The sequence below is a fragment of the Flavobacterium sp. ENC genome, from assembly GCF_020991415.1.
Lineage (GTDB): Bacteria > Bacteroidota > Bacteroidia > Flavobacteriales > Flavobacteriaceae > Flavobacterium.
Genome location: NZ_JAJMOY010000003.1, coordinates 385,099 through 402,474, shown reverse-complemented (window position 1 = coordinate 402,474; position 17,376 = coordinate 385,099). Strand labels below are relative to the sequence as shown.

9 protein-coding genes are annotated in these 17,376 nt (G+C 36.7%); 2 read left to right on the top strand and 7 right to left on the bottom strand.

All coding sequences use genetic code 11. The features are described from left to right. Positions 1-125 precede the first annotated feature (125 nt). The 7 genes from LPB89_RS10530 to LPB89_RS10500 form a co-directional block, all read right to left on the bottom strand. Positions 126-2,192, bottom strand: a complete 2,067-nt coding sequence (locus tag LPB89_RS10530) for a beta-N-acetylhexosaminidase (protein WP_230701701.1) — start codon at positions 2,190-2,192, stop codon at positions 126-128. A gap of 157 nt (positions 2,193-2,349) precedes the next feature. Beyond that, positions 2,350-4,287: a glucosamine-6-phosphate deaminase gene (gene nagB, locus LPB89_RS10525; RefSeq protein WP_230701700.1), complete on the bottom strand. Its 1,938-nt coding sequence runs from the start codon at positions 4,285-4,287 to the stop codon at positions 2,350-2,352. Between the two features lie 114 nt (positions 4,288-4,401). Then, positions 4,402-5,991 (bottom strand): RagB/SusD family nutrient uptake outer membrane protein, encoded by a 1,590-nt coding sequence (locus tag LPB89_RS10520; protein ID WP_230701699.1) that lies wholly within the window; start codon positions 5,989-5,991, stop codon positions 4,402-4,404. A 10-nt stretch (positions 5,992-6,001) separates the two neighbouring features. After that, positions 6,002-9,019 carry a SusC/RagA family TonB-linked outer membrane protein gene (locus LPB89_RS10515; protein ID WP_230701698.1) on the bottom strand — a complete coding sequence of 1,006 codons (3,018 nt, stop codon included), beginning with the start codon at positions 9,017-9,019 and terminating at the stop codon, positions 6,002-6,004. Positions 9,020-9,351: 332 nt separating this feature from the next. Then, complete coding sequence (locus tag LPB89_RS10510) at positions 9,352-10,377, bottom strand: glycosyl hydrolase family 18 protein (protein ID WP_230701697.1); 1,026 nt, start codon at positions 10,375-10,377, stop codon at positions 9,352-9,354. A gap of 96 nt (positions 10,378-10,473) precedes the next feature. Beyond that, positions 10,474-11,991, bottom strand: a complete 1,518-nt coding sequence (locus LPB89_RS10505; protein ID WP_230701696.1) for a SusD/RagB family nutrient-binding outer membrane lipoprotein — start codon at positions 11,989-11,991, stop codon at positions 10,474-10,476. An 11-nt stretch (positions 11,992-12,002) separates the two neighbouring features. Further along, complete coding sequence (locus LPB89_RS10500; RefSeq protein WP_230701695.1) at positions 12,003-15,191, bottom strand: SusC/RagA family TonB-linked outer membrane protein; 3,189 nt, start codon at positions 15,189-15,191, stop codon at positions 12,003-12,005. Positions 15,192-15,462: 271 nt separating this feature from the next. Between LPB89_RS10500 and LPB89_RS10495 the strand changes: the two genes are divergently transcribed. Next, a complete protein-coding gene (locus LPB89_RS10495) occupies positions 15,463-16,515 on the top strand; it encodes a sensor histidine kinase (protein WP_230701694.1) in 1,053 nt (350 codons plus the stop codon). Then, on the top strand, positions 16,505-17,206 hold the full coding sequence (locus tag LPB89_RS10490) for a LytTR family DNA-binding domain-containing protein (RefSeq protein ID WP_127338755.1): 702 nt from the start codon (positions 16,505-16,507) through the stop codon (positions 17,204-17,206). The genes LPB89_RS10495 and LPB89_RS10490 overlap by 11 nt, the downstream gene beginning before the upstream one ends. Positions 17,207-17,376 lie beyond the last annotated feature (170 nt).

Here is a 17,376-nt window from a genome sequence, read left to right as displayed (position 1 = left end):
TTTTTGAAGTTTAAAAGAGCCGTTATAAATTCGTCACTATAATTATCTCTACCAGAAACGTTCTGATAGAGATAACTAGACAATCTGGTAACTTAAACTTACTAACTACTAATTCAAACCAAACTTTATATTAATTTCTTTAAACTTTTGTAAACAGCCAGCTCCACATCAGCATGATCCTTGGAGTCACATTCTTCTACCAGTTTTTTCAGATCATCTGCTTTTAAAGTTGATTTGTTATCCAAAACAAGTAATAATTGTTCCGACACATCATTCAGCTTTTTAGCTAAAGGCAAAATAGGCTGAACTAAAGGTGCATTGGCACTCAATTCATTTAAACCTTTGTTGACGGCAATCCACTTGTTCAAATATGCCACTACTTTTGCCTTATTATCCGTTGATTTATTGGTTAAATATTGATTTACTGCATCATCAAAGGCCAAAGCATCTTTAGCATCCGGTGTACAGGCGTCTGCAAAAAGGGTAAACGGAGAATACATCTGATATTCAGTTCCGCCTTTATTGCGTTTATATCCTTTTAACGGTTCACAAACATTCGAAAATTCGCTCAGCGGTTTTATGTTCTGATTGTTCGCGATGTTTCTTAAGATAACTGCTTTATTGCGAATGTGTGTCAATCCGAGTTCTTCTAATCTAAACGAAACTACTTCAAGTCGTTTACGCATGTTTGCCACATCGGTAACCGTTTCGGCAGACCATAGTCTTTCTGCAATTGCAGCTGTTCTCGGCCAAACTCTTGAATCTATTGTTGTTGGTGTTGCAAGCTCTGTCCACATGGTGGCTTCTCCTCCTAAAATCCTTGCTTTTTCCTCGGCAGATAAATCGGCTCCTTTTGGCATCGGATCATTCAGGTAATGACTTTCTACCGGATACATCAAATCGATATAATATCCGTTCGACAAAACGGTTTTGTATCCTTTTTTTACGGCGTCTACCAATGATTGTCCTGCAATAACTCCTTCATTTGGTCCTCTCCACGAATGTATGATGGCATCTTTTGACATGTTTTTTGTCAAAATTTCTTCCCATCCCATGAGTTGTTTACCATGTTTTTTAAGCATAGGCACCAGCTGCATCGTGAAATACGTTTGTAATTCGTGGTTGGTCGCTAGCTTATTTTTCTTTTTAAACTCCTGAATTTTTGGATTTGCGTCCCAATCTTTCCCTTCGTTTTCATCTCCCCCGATATGAAAATAAGACCCGGGAAATAGAGGGCACACTTCGTCAAATAATTCACTAAGTAATTGATATGTTTTAGGATTTGAAGGATCTAATGTTGGCGAAAAAATACCTGCATTTCTTTCAATTCCATAGGTCGCAATAGCAGTTCCCTGAATATTTTTTTCTGCAGTTCCTCCAGTCAGCGTAATCACTTTACTGCCAATTTCCGGGTAAGCGGTTAAAATGGCTGATCCGTGGCCGGGAACATCTATTTCCGGAACTATCAAAATACCGCGCTCATCAGCATATTTTACGATATTTTTAATTTCCTCCTGTGTGTAATACAATCCATCCGAAGCCAGTTCTATTAGTTTTGGATGTTTTTTTGTTTCAATTCTCCATCCCTGATCGTCTACTAAATGCCAGTGAAAAACGTTCATTTTCATAGCTGCCAGTGCGTCAATATTTCTTTTGATCACATCAACCGGCTGGAAATGCCTGGCCGCATCGATCATCAGGCCTCTCCAGGTAAATCTTGGAAAATCTGAAATCTGGGAGTTTGGGAAGTAAAATGAGGTACTATTATTCTGTACCATTTGCAATAACGTTTCGAGGCCATGTAGCGCTCCTAAATCGCTGGTTGCGTTTATTGTAATTTTGTTCTGAGTGATATCCAGATGATAACTTTCATCTTCATATAAAGCAATCTTTCCGCTTTTGGTACAATTAATCTGTAACTCGGCTGTAGGAACTTCATTTAATTTTGCAATAAAACCCTGTTCGAAAAAGATACCGGTTCTACCATCTAAACGACGTAAAAAACGTGTTACACCGCCAAAGATTCTTGGATTTGGATTTCCGGTAATGTTTACTTTAAAATTTCTGGTTAAAGTAAAATTTCCTTCATTTAATACAATACTCTGAGGCCAGGGCATAAGGTTGAGCTGCTCTTTCTGAATCTGAGCGCCGGAGGTGAAACCCGCTAATAGTAGGACTAATAAATATTTCATTTTAATGTTTTTGAAAGATGTTATCCGGAGACAACATTAATAATAGATAAAGAAACAAAACTCAGAAGGATCTCTGCTGAACCTCACTTTCCTTATGAGATCCATCTGATTTTTGTAATTTGATTCGCTCTCACCCGAATCGGTTTAAAAAACAACTTTAGTAATCAAAACGTTTAAAGGCTTCAATTGCTTCATATTCAGCCAAACCTAATTCATCATATAAGATGGCTGTATTTTTATTACGGTCCTCTGCCCTCACCCAAAATTCCCTGGAATCATTTCCCTGAAACATTACCCTGTCTTTTTGGGACTGGTGGTATAAAATCGCGTGACGTTTCAATAATACTTCTGATGGAGAAAGCGGAACAGCCATATCAATTTCGTGAATATCCCATTCGTGCCAGGCTCCTCTGTACAGCCATAACCAGCAGTCATCCATGTATTTCTCCGGTTTCAATTGCTTCATAGCTGCAAAGATCGCATTCAGGCAGACTTCATGTGTTCCGTGCGGATCAGCAAGATCGCCTGCTGCAAATACCTGATGTGGTTTTATTCTGGCAATGATATCCTTTACGATGGCAATATCTTCAGGTCCCAGCGGGTTTTTCTTTACTTGTCCGGTTTCATAAAACGGAAGATCCAGAAAATGTGTGTTTTCATCTTTTAAGCCAATGTATCTTGTAGCTGCATAAGATTCCCTTCTTCTGATTAGTCCTTTTAATTTTCGAACTTCCAATGAATCAATCTCATTTTCTGACTTATTATTCAAAAATTCAATTATAGATTTAAAATTTATGGCACTTGTTGCATCACCCACAAAATCTTTGGCAACTTCAGCAAATTTTAAGGCTTCGTCGTCTGTAACGGCTATATTTCCGGAGGTTTGATATACTACGTGTACATCATGCCCTTGTTTTATCAATTTTGAAAAAGTTCCTCCCATAGAAATGACGTCATCGTCAGGGTGTGGACTAAAAAGAATCACTCTTTTTTTGGCCGGATTGGCTCTTTCCGGACGATGTGAATCGTCGGTATTTGGTTTTCCGCCTGGCCATCCGGTAATGGTGTGCTGTAATACGTTGAACATATTGATGTTCAGATCATAAGCAGAACCTTCTTGCGCCAAAAGATCAGACATTCCGTTATTGTTGTAATCACGGTCTGTTAATTTTAAAATAGATTGTTTTGTTTTTTGGCATAACCAAACAATTGCTTTGCTTTTTAATTCTTGTGTCCAGATACATTCTCCTACTAACCACGGTGTTTTAAAACGGGTTAATTCTACTGCTGCAGACTGATCCAATACGAAAGTGGCATTGGGATGGTTTTGTAAAAAAGTGGCAGGAACTTCAGAACTGATATCACCCTGAACGGTTCTTTTGATGATATCGGCCTTATTTTGTCCCCAGGCCATTAATACAATTCTTTTTGATCTCATGATGGTAGAAACTCCCATGGTAATCGCCCTTTTCGGAACGTTATCTATCCCATTAAAATCGGAAGAGGCATCTACTCTTGTAATGTGATCCAGTGTTATGATACGTGTTCCGGAGTTGATATGTGATCCCGGCTCATTGAACCCTACGTGGCCGGTACGTCCTATACCTAATAATTGAAAATCAAGACCTCCTGCGTTTTTAATATTCATTTCGTAATCGATACAATACTGATTGAGTTCTTCGATTGCAACGGTACCATCCGGAATATTAACATTTTCAGGTTTAATATCAATGTGATTAAAAAGATGCTGGTGCATGAAATAGTGATAGCTCTGATTGTTCTCTTTTGTCATCGGATAATATTCATCCAGGTTAAAAGTGATCACGTTGCTAAAACTCAGGCCTTCTTCTCTGTGCATTCGCACCAATTCTTCATATACTTTTATAGGAGAAGAACCTGTTGCTAAACCTAATACGCAAGATTTACCTTTCTCTTGTTTAGATCTGATTAACTGAGCGATTTCATGTGCTACAATTAGGGAAGCTTCCGCAGAATTTTTGAAGATTTCATTATGGATTTTTTCAAATCTGGTTTCTTCAAATTTTCCCGCGCTTTTATAGCTGATATCAGGTTTAATTTCTAAAGCACTTTTCATTTTTTTCTTTTTATAGTAATTACCCTTTTGGTTTATGAAATGGTATAAGTAACTCTCATTACTTATACCATTTTCCAACCAAACTTATATTCTTTAACTTTTGATATTATTTTTTTAGAAATTTGGAGCTGTAGTATCCCACCAAAGTCTTGTGCCTCCGGTATCAGGACCATTAAGTTTAGCAATACCTGAATCTACTCCAGCCTGATTGCTTGCTTTTTCAGATTGAACGAAATTAATTCTACGTACTCCTAAAGTGGATGAAATTGTTCCGCCACTATTATTTTTAAGTACAGGGAATAATTTAGGATACCCCGTTCTTCTGTAATCTGACCATGCTTCCTGACCTTCAGGGAAGCCTGCAATCCATTTTTGAGTAATAATTTTTTGCAATTTTACCTCATTAGTAGCAGCGTCACTCCAGGCAACTGTAACATTGTTGACTGCTGGTGAGTTATTTACCGGGAACTCAGGATCAACATATGCTTTAGGCAATTTTGTATTATCAGCAATATAAGCTGCTACTCCTGACGCATCTCTTTGTCCAAATGAAGCAGCGATACCTTGCTCGTACAATGACTTAGCATCGCCTCCCATATCCCAACCTCTCAATGCACCTTCGGCTCTAAGGAAATAAGCCTCTGCAGTAGTCATTAAAACTATTTCGTTTGTTTTTGCAACAGCTCCTAAACCGGAAAAATCCTGATGATCTGCTTTTGCTGCAATTTCAATTCCAGTACGAACGCCTTTATATTGACCTGTAAATTGGGTTGATTGATCAAAATAACTTTCGATTCTAGGATCATCATATCCGCCCATTATAGATTCCATATCAGCAGACATACGAATATCCAGCCATGAACCGCTAATTGTTGCAAGTGGATTTGTGTAAACCGGAGATACAATCTTAAACAAATCTGCATTTGATGCCATAACTCCAAATTTGTGAGCTACTGCCTTTTCTGCCTGTATTTTAGCTAATGCAGGATTAACTTTTACAATACGCATGGCCAATCTTAAACGCAATGTATTCGCAAATTTCACCCATTGTTTATATTTACCTTTGTAGCCAGATAAATCAGTTGTCTTAAAAGTAGCTTCACCAGTATCTCCGTCATCAACTCTCTTGGTTAAATCTGCTACAGCAATATCCAACTCATTAAAAAACTGGTTATAAACTTGTTCCTGGCTATCATATTCTGTAGTAATGGTATTTCCATATTTAGAGTAGATAATAGGACCAAAAGTATCTGTTAGCCTATGCATCCCTTCAACTTTCAAAATCAATGATAAGGAATAAAACTGATCAAATTTACCTTTTGATTTTCTTTCAATATCTACTGCATTATACATTACGTTTTTATATGCATAATCCCATATAAATCCATTCCAGCCATCAACTAACGAGTAAGTTGTGTTATTTACACCTCCTGCAAAACCAGTTGGTGTAGCCATGTATCCTGACCAGATATCACTATTAAGATTTTGCTGTAATTGGTATACCCACTCAAAATTTGCGGTGATTACCTGTATATTATTAAATATTGGTGCAAAACCTTGTTTGATATGGTTGAAATCCTGTTCCAATAGTTCGGGTGTAATTCCCTGTTTATTGGTGTTAATTTCTTCAAAATTATCTGTGCAACCAAATGTGGTCAACAATGATAAACAGACAGCTGCTTTTGTTATATTATTTAGTTTCATGTTTTTAATTTTAGAAAGTTACGTTTAAATTAAGACCGATACTTCTAGTAGATGGTAAACCATAAATATCTACTCCTTGTAAACCCTGACCTGTACTTAATGCAATGTTTGGATCAAAAGGTGCATCTTTGTAAATAAAGAATAAGTTTCTGGCAATTAAAGAAATACTGGCAGATTGAATAAAAGGTAAAGCTTTAGGATTGAAATTATATCCTACAGATACTTCTCTTACACTCACATTTGTTGCATCATAAATATATTCACCAGTAATACCGGCTCTTCCTCCAACTTGTGTGTAATATGATTGTGCCGGTATATTCGTTACTGCAACACCATCACTAGCTCTAACTGCGTTCACTGCTACTCCACCTGCATTTCTTGCATCACCTGAGGCTTTTGAAACTCCAAATGAATCATTTTGCGCTTCCGTTAAACTCATGACATCTCCTCCAAAACGCCCGTCAATTAATACGTTTGCAAAGAAAGAACCAAACTTAAATGAGTTTGAAAAACCTAACATAAAATCCGGATTAGAATTTCCAACTTCTTCGAAATCAGTTTTTTGAAAAGTACCATCATCATTCATTAAAATTCTTCCCTGAGCATCTTTTTTGAAGTTGATACCTTCAATTACACCATAAGGCTTTCCTTCAATTAAAGCATATCTGTAACTATTTACACCTGCTTCAGTTAAATTAACTCTACCACCTAATTCAGTAGGAATTTCTTTTACCTTATTTTTGTTTTGAGAAAAATTCACAGTGGTATCCCAGGAAAATTTATCTCCTCTGATAATTCCTCCGCTTAAAACGACCTCGATACCTTTGTTTTCAATACTTCCTGCATTGATTCCGTAAAAATCATATCCAAGATCATTAACTCCCGCTACTACTTGCAGGTATTGATTTTTAGTTTCAGAATTGTAATATGAAACTTCAAAACCTAATCTGTTGTTGAACATTCTCCATTCTGTACCAAACTCAAATTCAGATTTCAGCTCAGGTTTTAATTTTTCACCTGGTCTTGGTCCTACTTTAGGATTTATTCCTGATACGCCTGGAGCAGAATAATAAGTTGGATTACTAACAAAAGGATAAATATCATTACCAACTTTTGCATACGTACCACGAACTTTACCAAAGTTGATCCATTCTGGTAATGTTGTCATTTCGCTAATAAGGGCAGTTAAACCTACAGATGGATAAAAATATGGATCTGACACTGTAGATGACCAGTCATTTCTTCCTGCAAGATCTAAGAACAACATATCTTTATATCCAAAAGTAGTTGCAGCAAATACTGATTGCACTTCTCTTTGAGAGTCCACAGTTTGATAATTACCTGTATTATTATTGAAATTATGAAGTGTAAACCAGTTTGCAATACCTAATCCGCCACTGATTCCAGAATCTAAAATTGTCTTATCGTTTGTTAACGTATTAGTGATACTTGCACCAATATTTGCATTGAAAGAAAAATCAGTTGCAATTTTTGTATTGATTGTGGCTATTAAATCACCATAACGTTGAGTACTCAAAGAGTTTTCATTAATATATCTTCCGTTTACATTAGAAAGGGTACCTTGTGTGGTAGCATATATTTTTTTATCAAAAATACTTGTTACTCTGTTGTAACTATATCTTGATGCAATAGTTAACCAATTGTTTGCTTTATAAGATAAAGATAATGCTCCATTAAAAAAGTCATTTTTATCTTCAGATTTGTTTCTGTTAATTGCCCAATATGGATTTTGCATAATATCTCTGTTCGTCATCCAGTTTTGAGCCATTAAATTTCTAGAGGGATTATATACCTCGAAATTATTTTTATAATACTCAAAATCATTTCCTCTTGGCATTAAATAAACACCAGTCAAAGGATTAAAGTAAAATCCATTTACCGGTTTATTAGCAATAGTCTGGCTTGTATAATTTGCATTTGCTGCGAAAGTTAATTTATCACCAAAAAATTTAGCTGTTTGTCGAATACCAAAATTATTTTTCTTCAAGCTGTTGCCAGGAACAATACCTGTAGCAGATGTATTAGCATAAGAAAATGCAGTTGAAGAAGTTTCAGTACCTAGTGAATAACCTACCGATGTAATTTGAGTAGTTCCTGTATTAAAAAAATCTTTTACATGATCTGGTGTTTTTTGTTTAGCACCCCAAGATTCATCTGCTCCGGCGGCAGCAATATAATCTGTTTGAAATTTAGGCATGTATGCCGCTTCCTCAAAAGTTGTAACAGAAGACGCGGTAATATTTGCTTTACCACTTTTAGCTTTTTTTGATGATAGTAAAATTACTCCATTAGCTCCTTGAGATCCATATAACACAGAAGCTGCAGCACCTTTAAGTACAGTCATCCCTTCATAATCATCTGGATTTACAAGAGAGATTACATCTCCTCCATCACGGTTACCTCCCGACAAACTACCAAATGAATCATTTGGCTGGCCTGAACCTGAATTCAACATCGGAATACCATCAATAACATATAAAGGCTGGCTATTAGAAATTGAAGAATTTCCACGAATAACTACTTTTGTAGATCCACCTGTACCACCTGAACTTTTAGTTACAGCAACACCGGCAATTTTACCGGCTATTGTATTGATAACGTTAGCATCTTTTACACGAGTTAACTCTTCCCCTTTAAGCTCCTGAGCGGCATAAGTCAAAGATTTTCTGGTTTTCTTGATACCCAATGAAGTTACCACAACTTCGTTAAGAGCATTTGAAGCTGCCGGAACTAATTTAACATTAATTGTAGCGGCATCACCTACCACTATAGACTGTGTTTCAAGACCTACATAAGTAAAAACCAATGTTTGTCCTTTTTGTGCTTCGATTGCGTACAAACCGTCAAAATCGGTTGTAGCACCTTTTTGACCTCCTTGTACAGCAACAGATGCCCCTGGTAACGGCATCCCATCAGAATCTGTAATAATACCTTTGACACTTTTTACCTGTGCAAGCGAAACCTGCGCAGTAAAAACAATCATAAAGATTAAGAAAATTTTTTTCATGTTTATTTATTTTGTTAGTTATGGTGTAAATTTATTCTTAACGTATTGTTAAAAAAAATAAATTATACAAACGGTTATTTTTTTTAAACCAACGACATAAAACAATCAATAATACGTTTTGCGAAAACGTTTTCTCCTTATTAAATTCTGTCATTTATTTAAATTTTACAATATTATATACATCAATTTAACTATTTCTTTCTCATGCTGCAATTTTCAATAAGTCTTTAAAAATGTGCTGTTTAGATAAGAAATTAAGATTTTTTTAATAAAAATTATTGCATGTCTGCAGAATAGCAATTATTTATTTTTATGCTACAATCTCATTGAATTTAATTACCGCACAATCCGGTAGTTTTAAATTTTAAACTGGTATATTGTTTATGAATTACCTCTAATAAAGAATAGTCGCCAAAAGAATCCTGTGCGAGTTCCCAAATCATAATTCCTCCGGTATATTGAGAAGCATATTCCACTTTTTGTGCAATTGTAGGTCTTCCGTTATAATAAATTTTTCCTAATTCATCCTGATCTGCAAATTGAGGTCCGACTTCTACAATCTGGCCGTATGTGGAGCTGGTCACCGTTGCATAAGTAAAATTATAACCGTAAAAAGGTACTCCCAGCGTTATTTTCTCACTTGGAACATTTTGAAGTTTATGCCAAAAATCAATTCCGTCCCTGGCATTGCTCATCGAACTGTGCTGACCGGGATTATTGGGTGTCCACGGCCCTGTACTGTCATAAGACATTATATTGATAAAGTCGAATGCATTTAAGGCTGCTGAATTTATATTTTCGAAACGGGAATTATTGGGCAATGCGGCTGTTAAAAGTTTTTTATGCTCCGTAAGGCCTTTTCTTAATTCTAAAACAAATCCGCTATAACCCGGCGTTACGGCTTCCCATTCGAGATCCACATCGACTCCGTCAAGATGATGAAGCTCCACAAAGTTTAAGATACTTTGAATTAAAACGGGCCTGTTTTCGGCCTTATCAATTAAAAAAGACCAATTGGCTGCCTGTTCTTCCGATAATACGCCGCCTGCCAGTGAAATACTGATTACAATAGTAGGATTAACCGATCTGGCATATTGTATAAGAGCATCGATATCTCCGTTGAAAATCAGGCTCCCGTCTTTATTGGGATTTGCAAAAGCAACATTCAGATGGGTCAGTTTACAAAACGGTATCGAAGTCATTTTACTGATATTATCCGAAGATAAATACCCCACTACCCTTGCTGTTTTTGTTTTGGTTTCCTCGGGATCTGATTCTTTTTGCGTGGTACAGCTATAAACGGAAATAAGCGAACTTATAAAAAAAAGGATGCCTAATAAGGCTTTATTTTTTATCATAATTTTGAAATTTTAAACGTGCTGTTTGTAATTTTAATTAGATTGAAATAATACCTTATCAGGCATAACTTTATTCTTTGTATTTTTTTAGGATTTTTAGTTTACATCCCACCAGACTTTATTTAACCAGTCATTCGTACCTCCCATTCTGGAAAGGGCATCCAGATAGTTTTTGGAGTTTTTCTGCATCTCATCGTTTGGATAATACAAACGTGTCGGAGTTACGCCCTGCGTTTCCGAATCCGGATTGGTTATCGGTAGTAAATGCGGATATCCTGTTCTTCTCCAGTTGGAATAAGCTTCGATGCTATTAAATAAATAAGTCACCCAAAGCTGCGTGGCAATTTGTTCTTTTTCGGTTCCGGCCACTAAAGGCTTAGCTGACAAAAACGTATTGATAGCCGTCTGGCTTGCCGCAGGAGCACCATACACTTCTAATTGTTTAATGCCTGCTTCAACCCCCTTTTTATAATAATCGGCTGCTGCACCCGTAACCCATCCTCTGTAGGCAGCTTCAGCCAATAGCAATTGTGATTCTGAATAACTCACATGTAAAAACGGAGTAGTTTTAAGCTTTAAATAAGGCTGAATACCCGAAATTGCGTTCGAACCACCCGGCATATCCCATTGAAAAACTCCGGGAACATTACCCACATATAATTCTTCTCCCGGTGCAGGAGGTCCCCAGTTTGCACTTCCGGTTTTAGCTGTAGCCAGCATGGTTAATCTTGGATCGCCATTATTTCTTAAGAAATCAATCATCAAAGAACTAAAGTGATCTGCATGCTCGTTTCCGATAAAAGCATAAGACAATCCGTTACCTCTGAAATCAAGTGCTCCCGGAGTATCATTGAAAGGAAAATCCAAATGATGCATTACGCAGTTATCAGCATTACTTTCGAAAACACCATTCTGAAAAGCGGCCTTTGCCTGTTTTTCAGCTTCAGCAGGGCTTACTTCAGAGATTCTCATTGCCAGACGCAAACGCATGGTATTGGCTAATTTTTTCCATTTAGTAATATCGCCATCATAAAACAAATCTCCTTTTACAGCACCACCATTAGCATTCAGCTGTGTAAAAGCTTCTTGAAGTTCTGTAAAAAAGGCATTGTAAATATCTTGCTGTTTATCGTATTTAGGCGTTACTATTCCTTTAGAAAATCCTAAACCGGCTTCTGAATAAGGCACATCACCATAAATGTCCGTCAGACGTTGTGCAATCATTACTTTCATAATTTTGGCAACAGCGTTCATATTAACAGCTGCAGGATCTCCACTGGTTTTTTCCAGCACGTCTACAATACTTTTCATTTCATTAGAATAACCATTTCTCCATAAAGCGGTAGCATAGTCATCATTTTTCTTGAATTTGCTTCCAAATTCCGTCACGTTCCAGGCACCGGCGTAGTGCTGTACAAATCCTCCGGAATAGATTAGGTTTGCTCTCCATTGGTAATACCCGTCACCGGACATACACAATTGGGTAAATCTCAGCTGGCCAGCAGGATTTGCAGATAACGCCACCGGATCTTTTTCCAGTTCGTCAAAGTTTTCAGTACAGCCAACCATCGTAAATAGGGAGAGTACGGCTATTATTATTTGTTTAAATTTCATAATTTATTTTTTTAGAATGTAACTTTAAGATTAAACCCATATGATCTTCTAAACGGTAATGAACCATACTCAAAACCTTGTCCGTTTCCTGAAGTATACATAGATTCCGGATCAACGTTTGGCAAATCTTTATTAAAAGTCAATAAATTTCTTGCGAATACCGAAAAATAGATACTGTTGATTTTTGCTCCGTTGAAAACACTTTTTGGTATCGTATACCCTAAACTTACCTCTCTTAATTTTACATAAGAAGCATCATAAATAAATGGTGCAGGTGTATTGTTAAAAACACTGTTCCAGTAGTCCTGAGGATTTACAGGAGTAGTGTTTTTTACATAATTCGGATTATCAGCTGTTCCTGTATTTACAACACCCTCCACAACATATCCCGCAGTAGGAACCCAGGTGGACTGGCTAAAGTTAGGATCGTTTGCCACGGCCTGTGCTCTTGCGGCATTGTAAGCATCCCTGCCTTCTGTAGTTACATCTAAAAGTCCTTTCTGAGCGGCAAGTGAATTGGTCATAGAATAGACATCCATTCCAAATTTCATGTCAATTAAAAACTGAAGCGTAATTCCTTTATAAGAGAAACGATTCGTTAAACCCGCTGCCCAGTCCGGAAGTCCTTTTCCTAAAGCAACTTTACTGTCTGTGAACATAGGCATTCCGTTGGCTCCAACAATCTTTTCTCCGGACGGAGTTTTAAGAAAATCTTTTCCGATAATGGTTCCGTATTGTCCACCCACCTGCGCTACGATTGCAGCACCGGCCCAACGGGCTTCAGAAATCGTATAGGTGTCAATATCCGGGTGTAAGGAAAGAATTGAGTTTTTATTCTTAGAAAAGTTTAAATCTATTCCCCATTCAAAATTCTTTGTTTTCACTGGCGTACCGGACAAAAACAACTCAATACCTTCGTTACGTAATTCACCTGCATTTACAGAGATATACTCATATCCCGAAGTAGCAGAGGATGGCAAATCAATAGTCTGATCTGAAGTGTCTTCACGATATACCGTAATATCCGCTTTCAGCCTGTTTTTAAAGAATGAAGTCTCAAGTCCGAATTCAACTCCGGTTTTAGACTGGTACGTTAAATCAGGATTTGGTGCCGAAGTATTTTTAATATTCACCACACTACCACCGCTATAAGAAGAATAAGTAGTATAGTTTAATGCATTTTTATAGGCTCCCGGCGCGTTGGAAACCTGTGCCCAGGAAGCTCTTAATTTACCATAAGAGAACGTATCACTTTGAATACCAAAAGCATCAGAGAATATAAAACCTAACGAAGCTGCAGGATAAAAAGCATCTTTATTGATTACGCTGAACCAGTCATTTCTTCCTGTAAACTCAGCATATAAATAACCTTTATAATCTAATTTTGCAGAACCGTAAACTGAATTTGTTCTGGTTCTGGTTTCCAATGGTGCATTTTCTGTCTGATTGGAGAAATTACTGATGTACTCTGTTCCCTTTTCGATAATGTTAGTACCGAATCTTGAATTCTGCTGTCTTCTGAAATCTCTTCTGCTGGTTCCTAAAATTCCTGAAAAAGTAAGGTCACTTGCTAATTTAATATCGCTAAAAGTGGCGATGATATCTGTATTCATTTCAGAAACCGTAATATTATCCAGTCCAAGATAACCATTGTCCCTTCCCGGCCAGGTACTTCCGGCAGCCATAAAATCCTTGGCACCGAAAACATAAGTATCCAAACCGGTTCTGAACGTTAATCCCATCCATTTTTTAAGCTGGTACGTTCCGGTAACATTCCCCATAAAACGGTTTTTAGTAGAGGAGTTATGGTTTTCATTTACCACGAAATAAGGATTTAACGAATACACATTGTTATTCCATTGGTACATGGATCCGTTTGCCGGGTTTTCATAATTTTTAAGCCATGCCTGATCGATATTCGGTGCCAGACCACTTAAAGAATAACCCACATTATTAGGAGAATCCCCTAAACCTGGTCTGTTATTGGTATTTTCAACCATGTAATTTACATTGGCATCCAAAGTAAATTTATCTGATTTTATCGTTGCATTTAAGCTGGCATCGTTTCTTTCCAGACCTGTATTTGGAATAACGTCTGCATTTTTAAGATTATTGAATCCAAAACGAACAAATGCATTTTCACTTCCGCCGGATAACGCGACTCCGTTTGTAGTAGTAAATCCGGTTCTGAAGAAATCCTGAATATTATTCTCCACTTTAGCATAAGGTCTCATAGAACCGTCAAATATTTTCACTTGCTGTCCTACTGATTGTGAGAACTTTGGCCCCCAGGCATTCGTTGTATATCCGTATATTTCGGAAGGTGCTTTGGTCGGGTCCGGCAAAATCCCGTTAGATCCTGTACCGTAATCGCTTTGGTAATCACTGTATTTTGCATTTACACGGTCAAAGCTTACACCACTTGTTAATTCAACCTGTAATTTTCCTTTAGTTCCTTTTTTAGTCGTAATTAAAATAACTCCATTTAACGCTCTGGAACCGTACAATGCTGCCGCAGCAGCTCCTTTTAGTACTGTTAAGCTCTCAATGTTATTTGGATTAATGCTGGAAATTCCATCTCCGCTGTCTCGTCCGTCAAACCATTTGCTGGTAGCGGCACTATCGTTAGACAAACCGGTGTTGTCAATAGGAACTCCATCAACAATATAAAGCGGCTGGTTATTTTCACCTATACTCGAAATACCCCTGATAATCACCCTGGTACTTCCTCCTACTCCTGTTGCAGGAATAGAAACATCGACACCGGCAATTTTTCCGGAAAGTGCTGTCGCTACGTTGGTCGTAATAACTTTACTCAACTGGTCTCCTTTTACATCCTGAACGGCATAACCCAGTTCTTTCTTCTGTCTTTTAATCCCTAATGCCGTAACTACAACTTCATTTAAATTTTGTGCATCTTCTGTGAGCACAACATTTACAGTAGTGGAACCCGCTACAGTTACTGTCTTAGTTTTAATTCCTAAATACGAAAAAACAAGAACATCACCTGTTGATGCCTGTATCGTATAGATTCCATCATAATCAGATTGACTTGCTGTGGCTGTTCCCTGGATAAGAACAGTTACTCCCGGTAATGGCAATCCGTTTTGATCACTTACTAAACCTTTGATTGTTTTTACCTGGGCAAGCATGACTTGCGTAGTAAAGAAAATCATAAATATTAACACAATTTGTTTCATTTTTGTCATGGTTTTGTTGGTTAAGCGATAAAAATATTGTTAAAATTAACATAAATAAAATATTTTAAACAAACAGCCCAAAATCTTAAACAAACGACACAAAACAATCAACATTATGTTTTACGAAAACGTTCTATCCGAAAAATATACCATCATTTCCATTTTTTTTTAAAATTTTATTCAAAAGAATTGCGTTTTAACCTGTAATTGTTTAAAGTTGCAAAATCTTTATTCAAAAAGACAAACACTCGTAATTCCTTAAAAAATAAAGTTGAACGAACTTCAGAAATTAAAATTCGACATAAAGCTTCAGAACCATATTTGGTTTTGGGGAAGTTATTTCACTCTTAATTTTTTAAGATGGGGAGCTTACTTCAACGATTACCCTTATTCATTCAAATCGAATCTTATTGAGTTTTCGCTGCACATTCCTTTGGTCTATTTTAACCTTTTTGTTTTAGTGCCGAAATTTGTTTTAAAACAGAAATACATCCAGTATACCTTTGCCTTAATTGTAAGCCTGTTTGGAATTTATTTATTGAAGACTGCCCTTACCTATTATATTATATCCGAAAATATCTGGCCGGAAGCCAATCGCGAATACCATCCCTTCGAGATCAACCATATCGTCGCGGTTTGTATTGGGGAATTATACGTTCTGGCAATGGCATCGTCGGTGTACCTTACCTTAACCTGGCTACGCGAAAGGGAAAGAAACAGGTCCCTTCGGGAAAACCAATTCAAGATCAAGCTAAAATATCTTGAAAACCAGATTCAGCCCCACTTTTTCTTTAACACCTTAAACAATTTGTATGCGCTGTCACTCGAATCTTCCAATAAGGTTCCGGATGTAATCATCAAATTGTCCAACCTGATGGAATATGTGCTGTACGATGTAAAAGGAACCAAATTCGTGCCGCTCATCAAAGAAATCGACTACATTCAGAATTACATCGAAATTGAAAAGTTGCGTTTTGAGAATGTGGAAGTTACCATAAACCTGGAATCGGATATTGAAGACGTGGTAGTACCTCCGCTGATATTCATTTCACTGGTCGAAAATGCATTTAAACACGGTGGCTTAAACAATAAAAACTTAAAAATAAAGATTAATTGTAAAGTTATCGATACTAAAATGTTAGATTTTGAAATCCTAAATAATTTTGTAATTTCACCAAATCTTAACTCAAAAGGCGGTATCGGATTAGCCAATACTAAAAAGAGATTAAAATTAATTTACAAAAATAATTTCAGTTTAAAGCATAAAACGAAACTCAATTACTATATAATCCGTTTGCAAATACCTATTCGTAATGAAAATTAAATGCGTGTTGATTGATGATGAGCCATTGGCAATCAAAGTCCTGCAAAATTATTTCAGCAATTTTACTGACTTTGAAGTTATAGGTACTTTTAATAATTCTCTGGAAGCGCTCGATTTTATAAACAGTACTGCTGTTGACGCTGTTTTTTTAGACATTAACATGCCTATGATGACCGGTTTTGAATTAATCAGCCTGATTGAAACCAAAACCAAAGTGATCATCACGACAGCTTTCCGTGAATTTGCAGCCGAAAGCTATGATCTCGATGTGTTGGATTATCTGGTCAAACCCATTCCGCTGCCCCGATTTATAAAGTGTATCAATAAAATCACAACCGAATTTAATGTAAAAAATAATATTAAGGTAGAAACCACAAAAGGCGACTCCCATATTTTCATCAAAGTAGATAAAAAGATGATGAAAATTAATATTGAGGAAATCCTGTTTGTCGAAGGAATGAAAGAATACATTAAAGTCGTGACCCCTGACAAAACCTATATTACCCATAAATCACTGACTTCTTTATCGGAAGAATTACCTGCTGACCGTTTCCTGCGCATCCACAAATCGTATGTTATTGCCCTGAACAAGGTAAAATCCATTGAAGGGAACCGTATCCAGATCCAATCTTACACCATTCCTATTGGCCGTAACTACAGCAAAGAGGTCAAAAATAAGATTCTGGAATAAAACTCCTTCTAAATTCCGCTTTTCAATAGGTTTAAAATTAACACTTTGTTGAAAAAATACTGTTGTTGGTTTAAATTTAACATTATTTGTGCCTTTTTATTTTTTTTTGATATACTTAACAAATATATTTACGGTCTTCAAAAAACATAAATAATAAAATTAACCTTTAC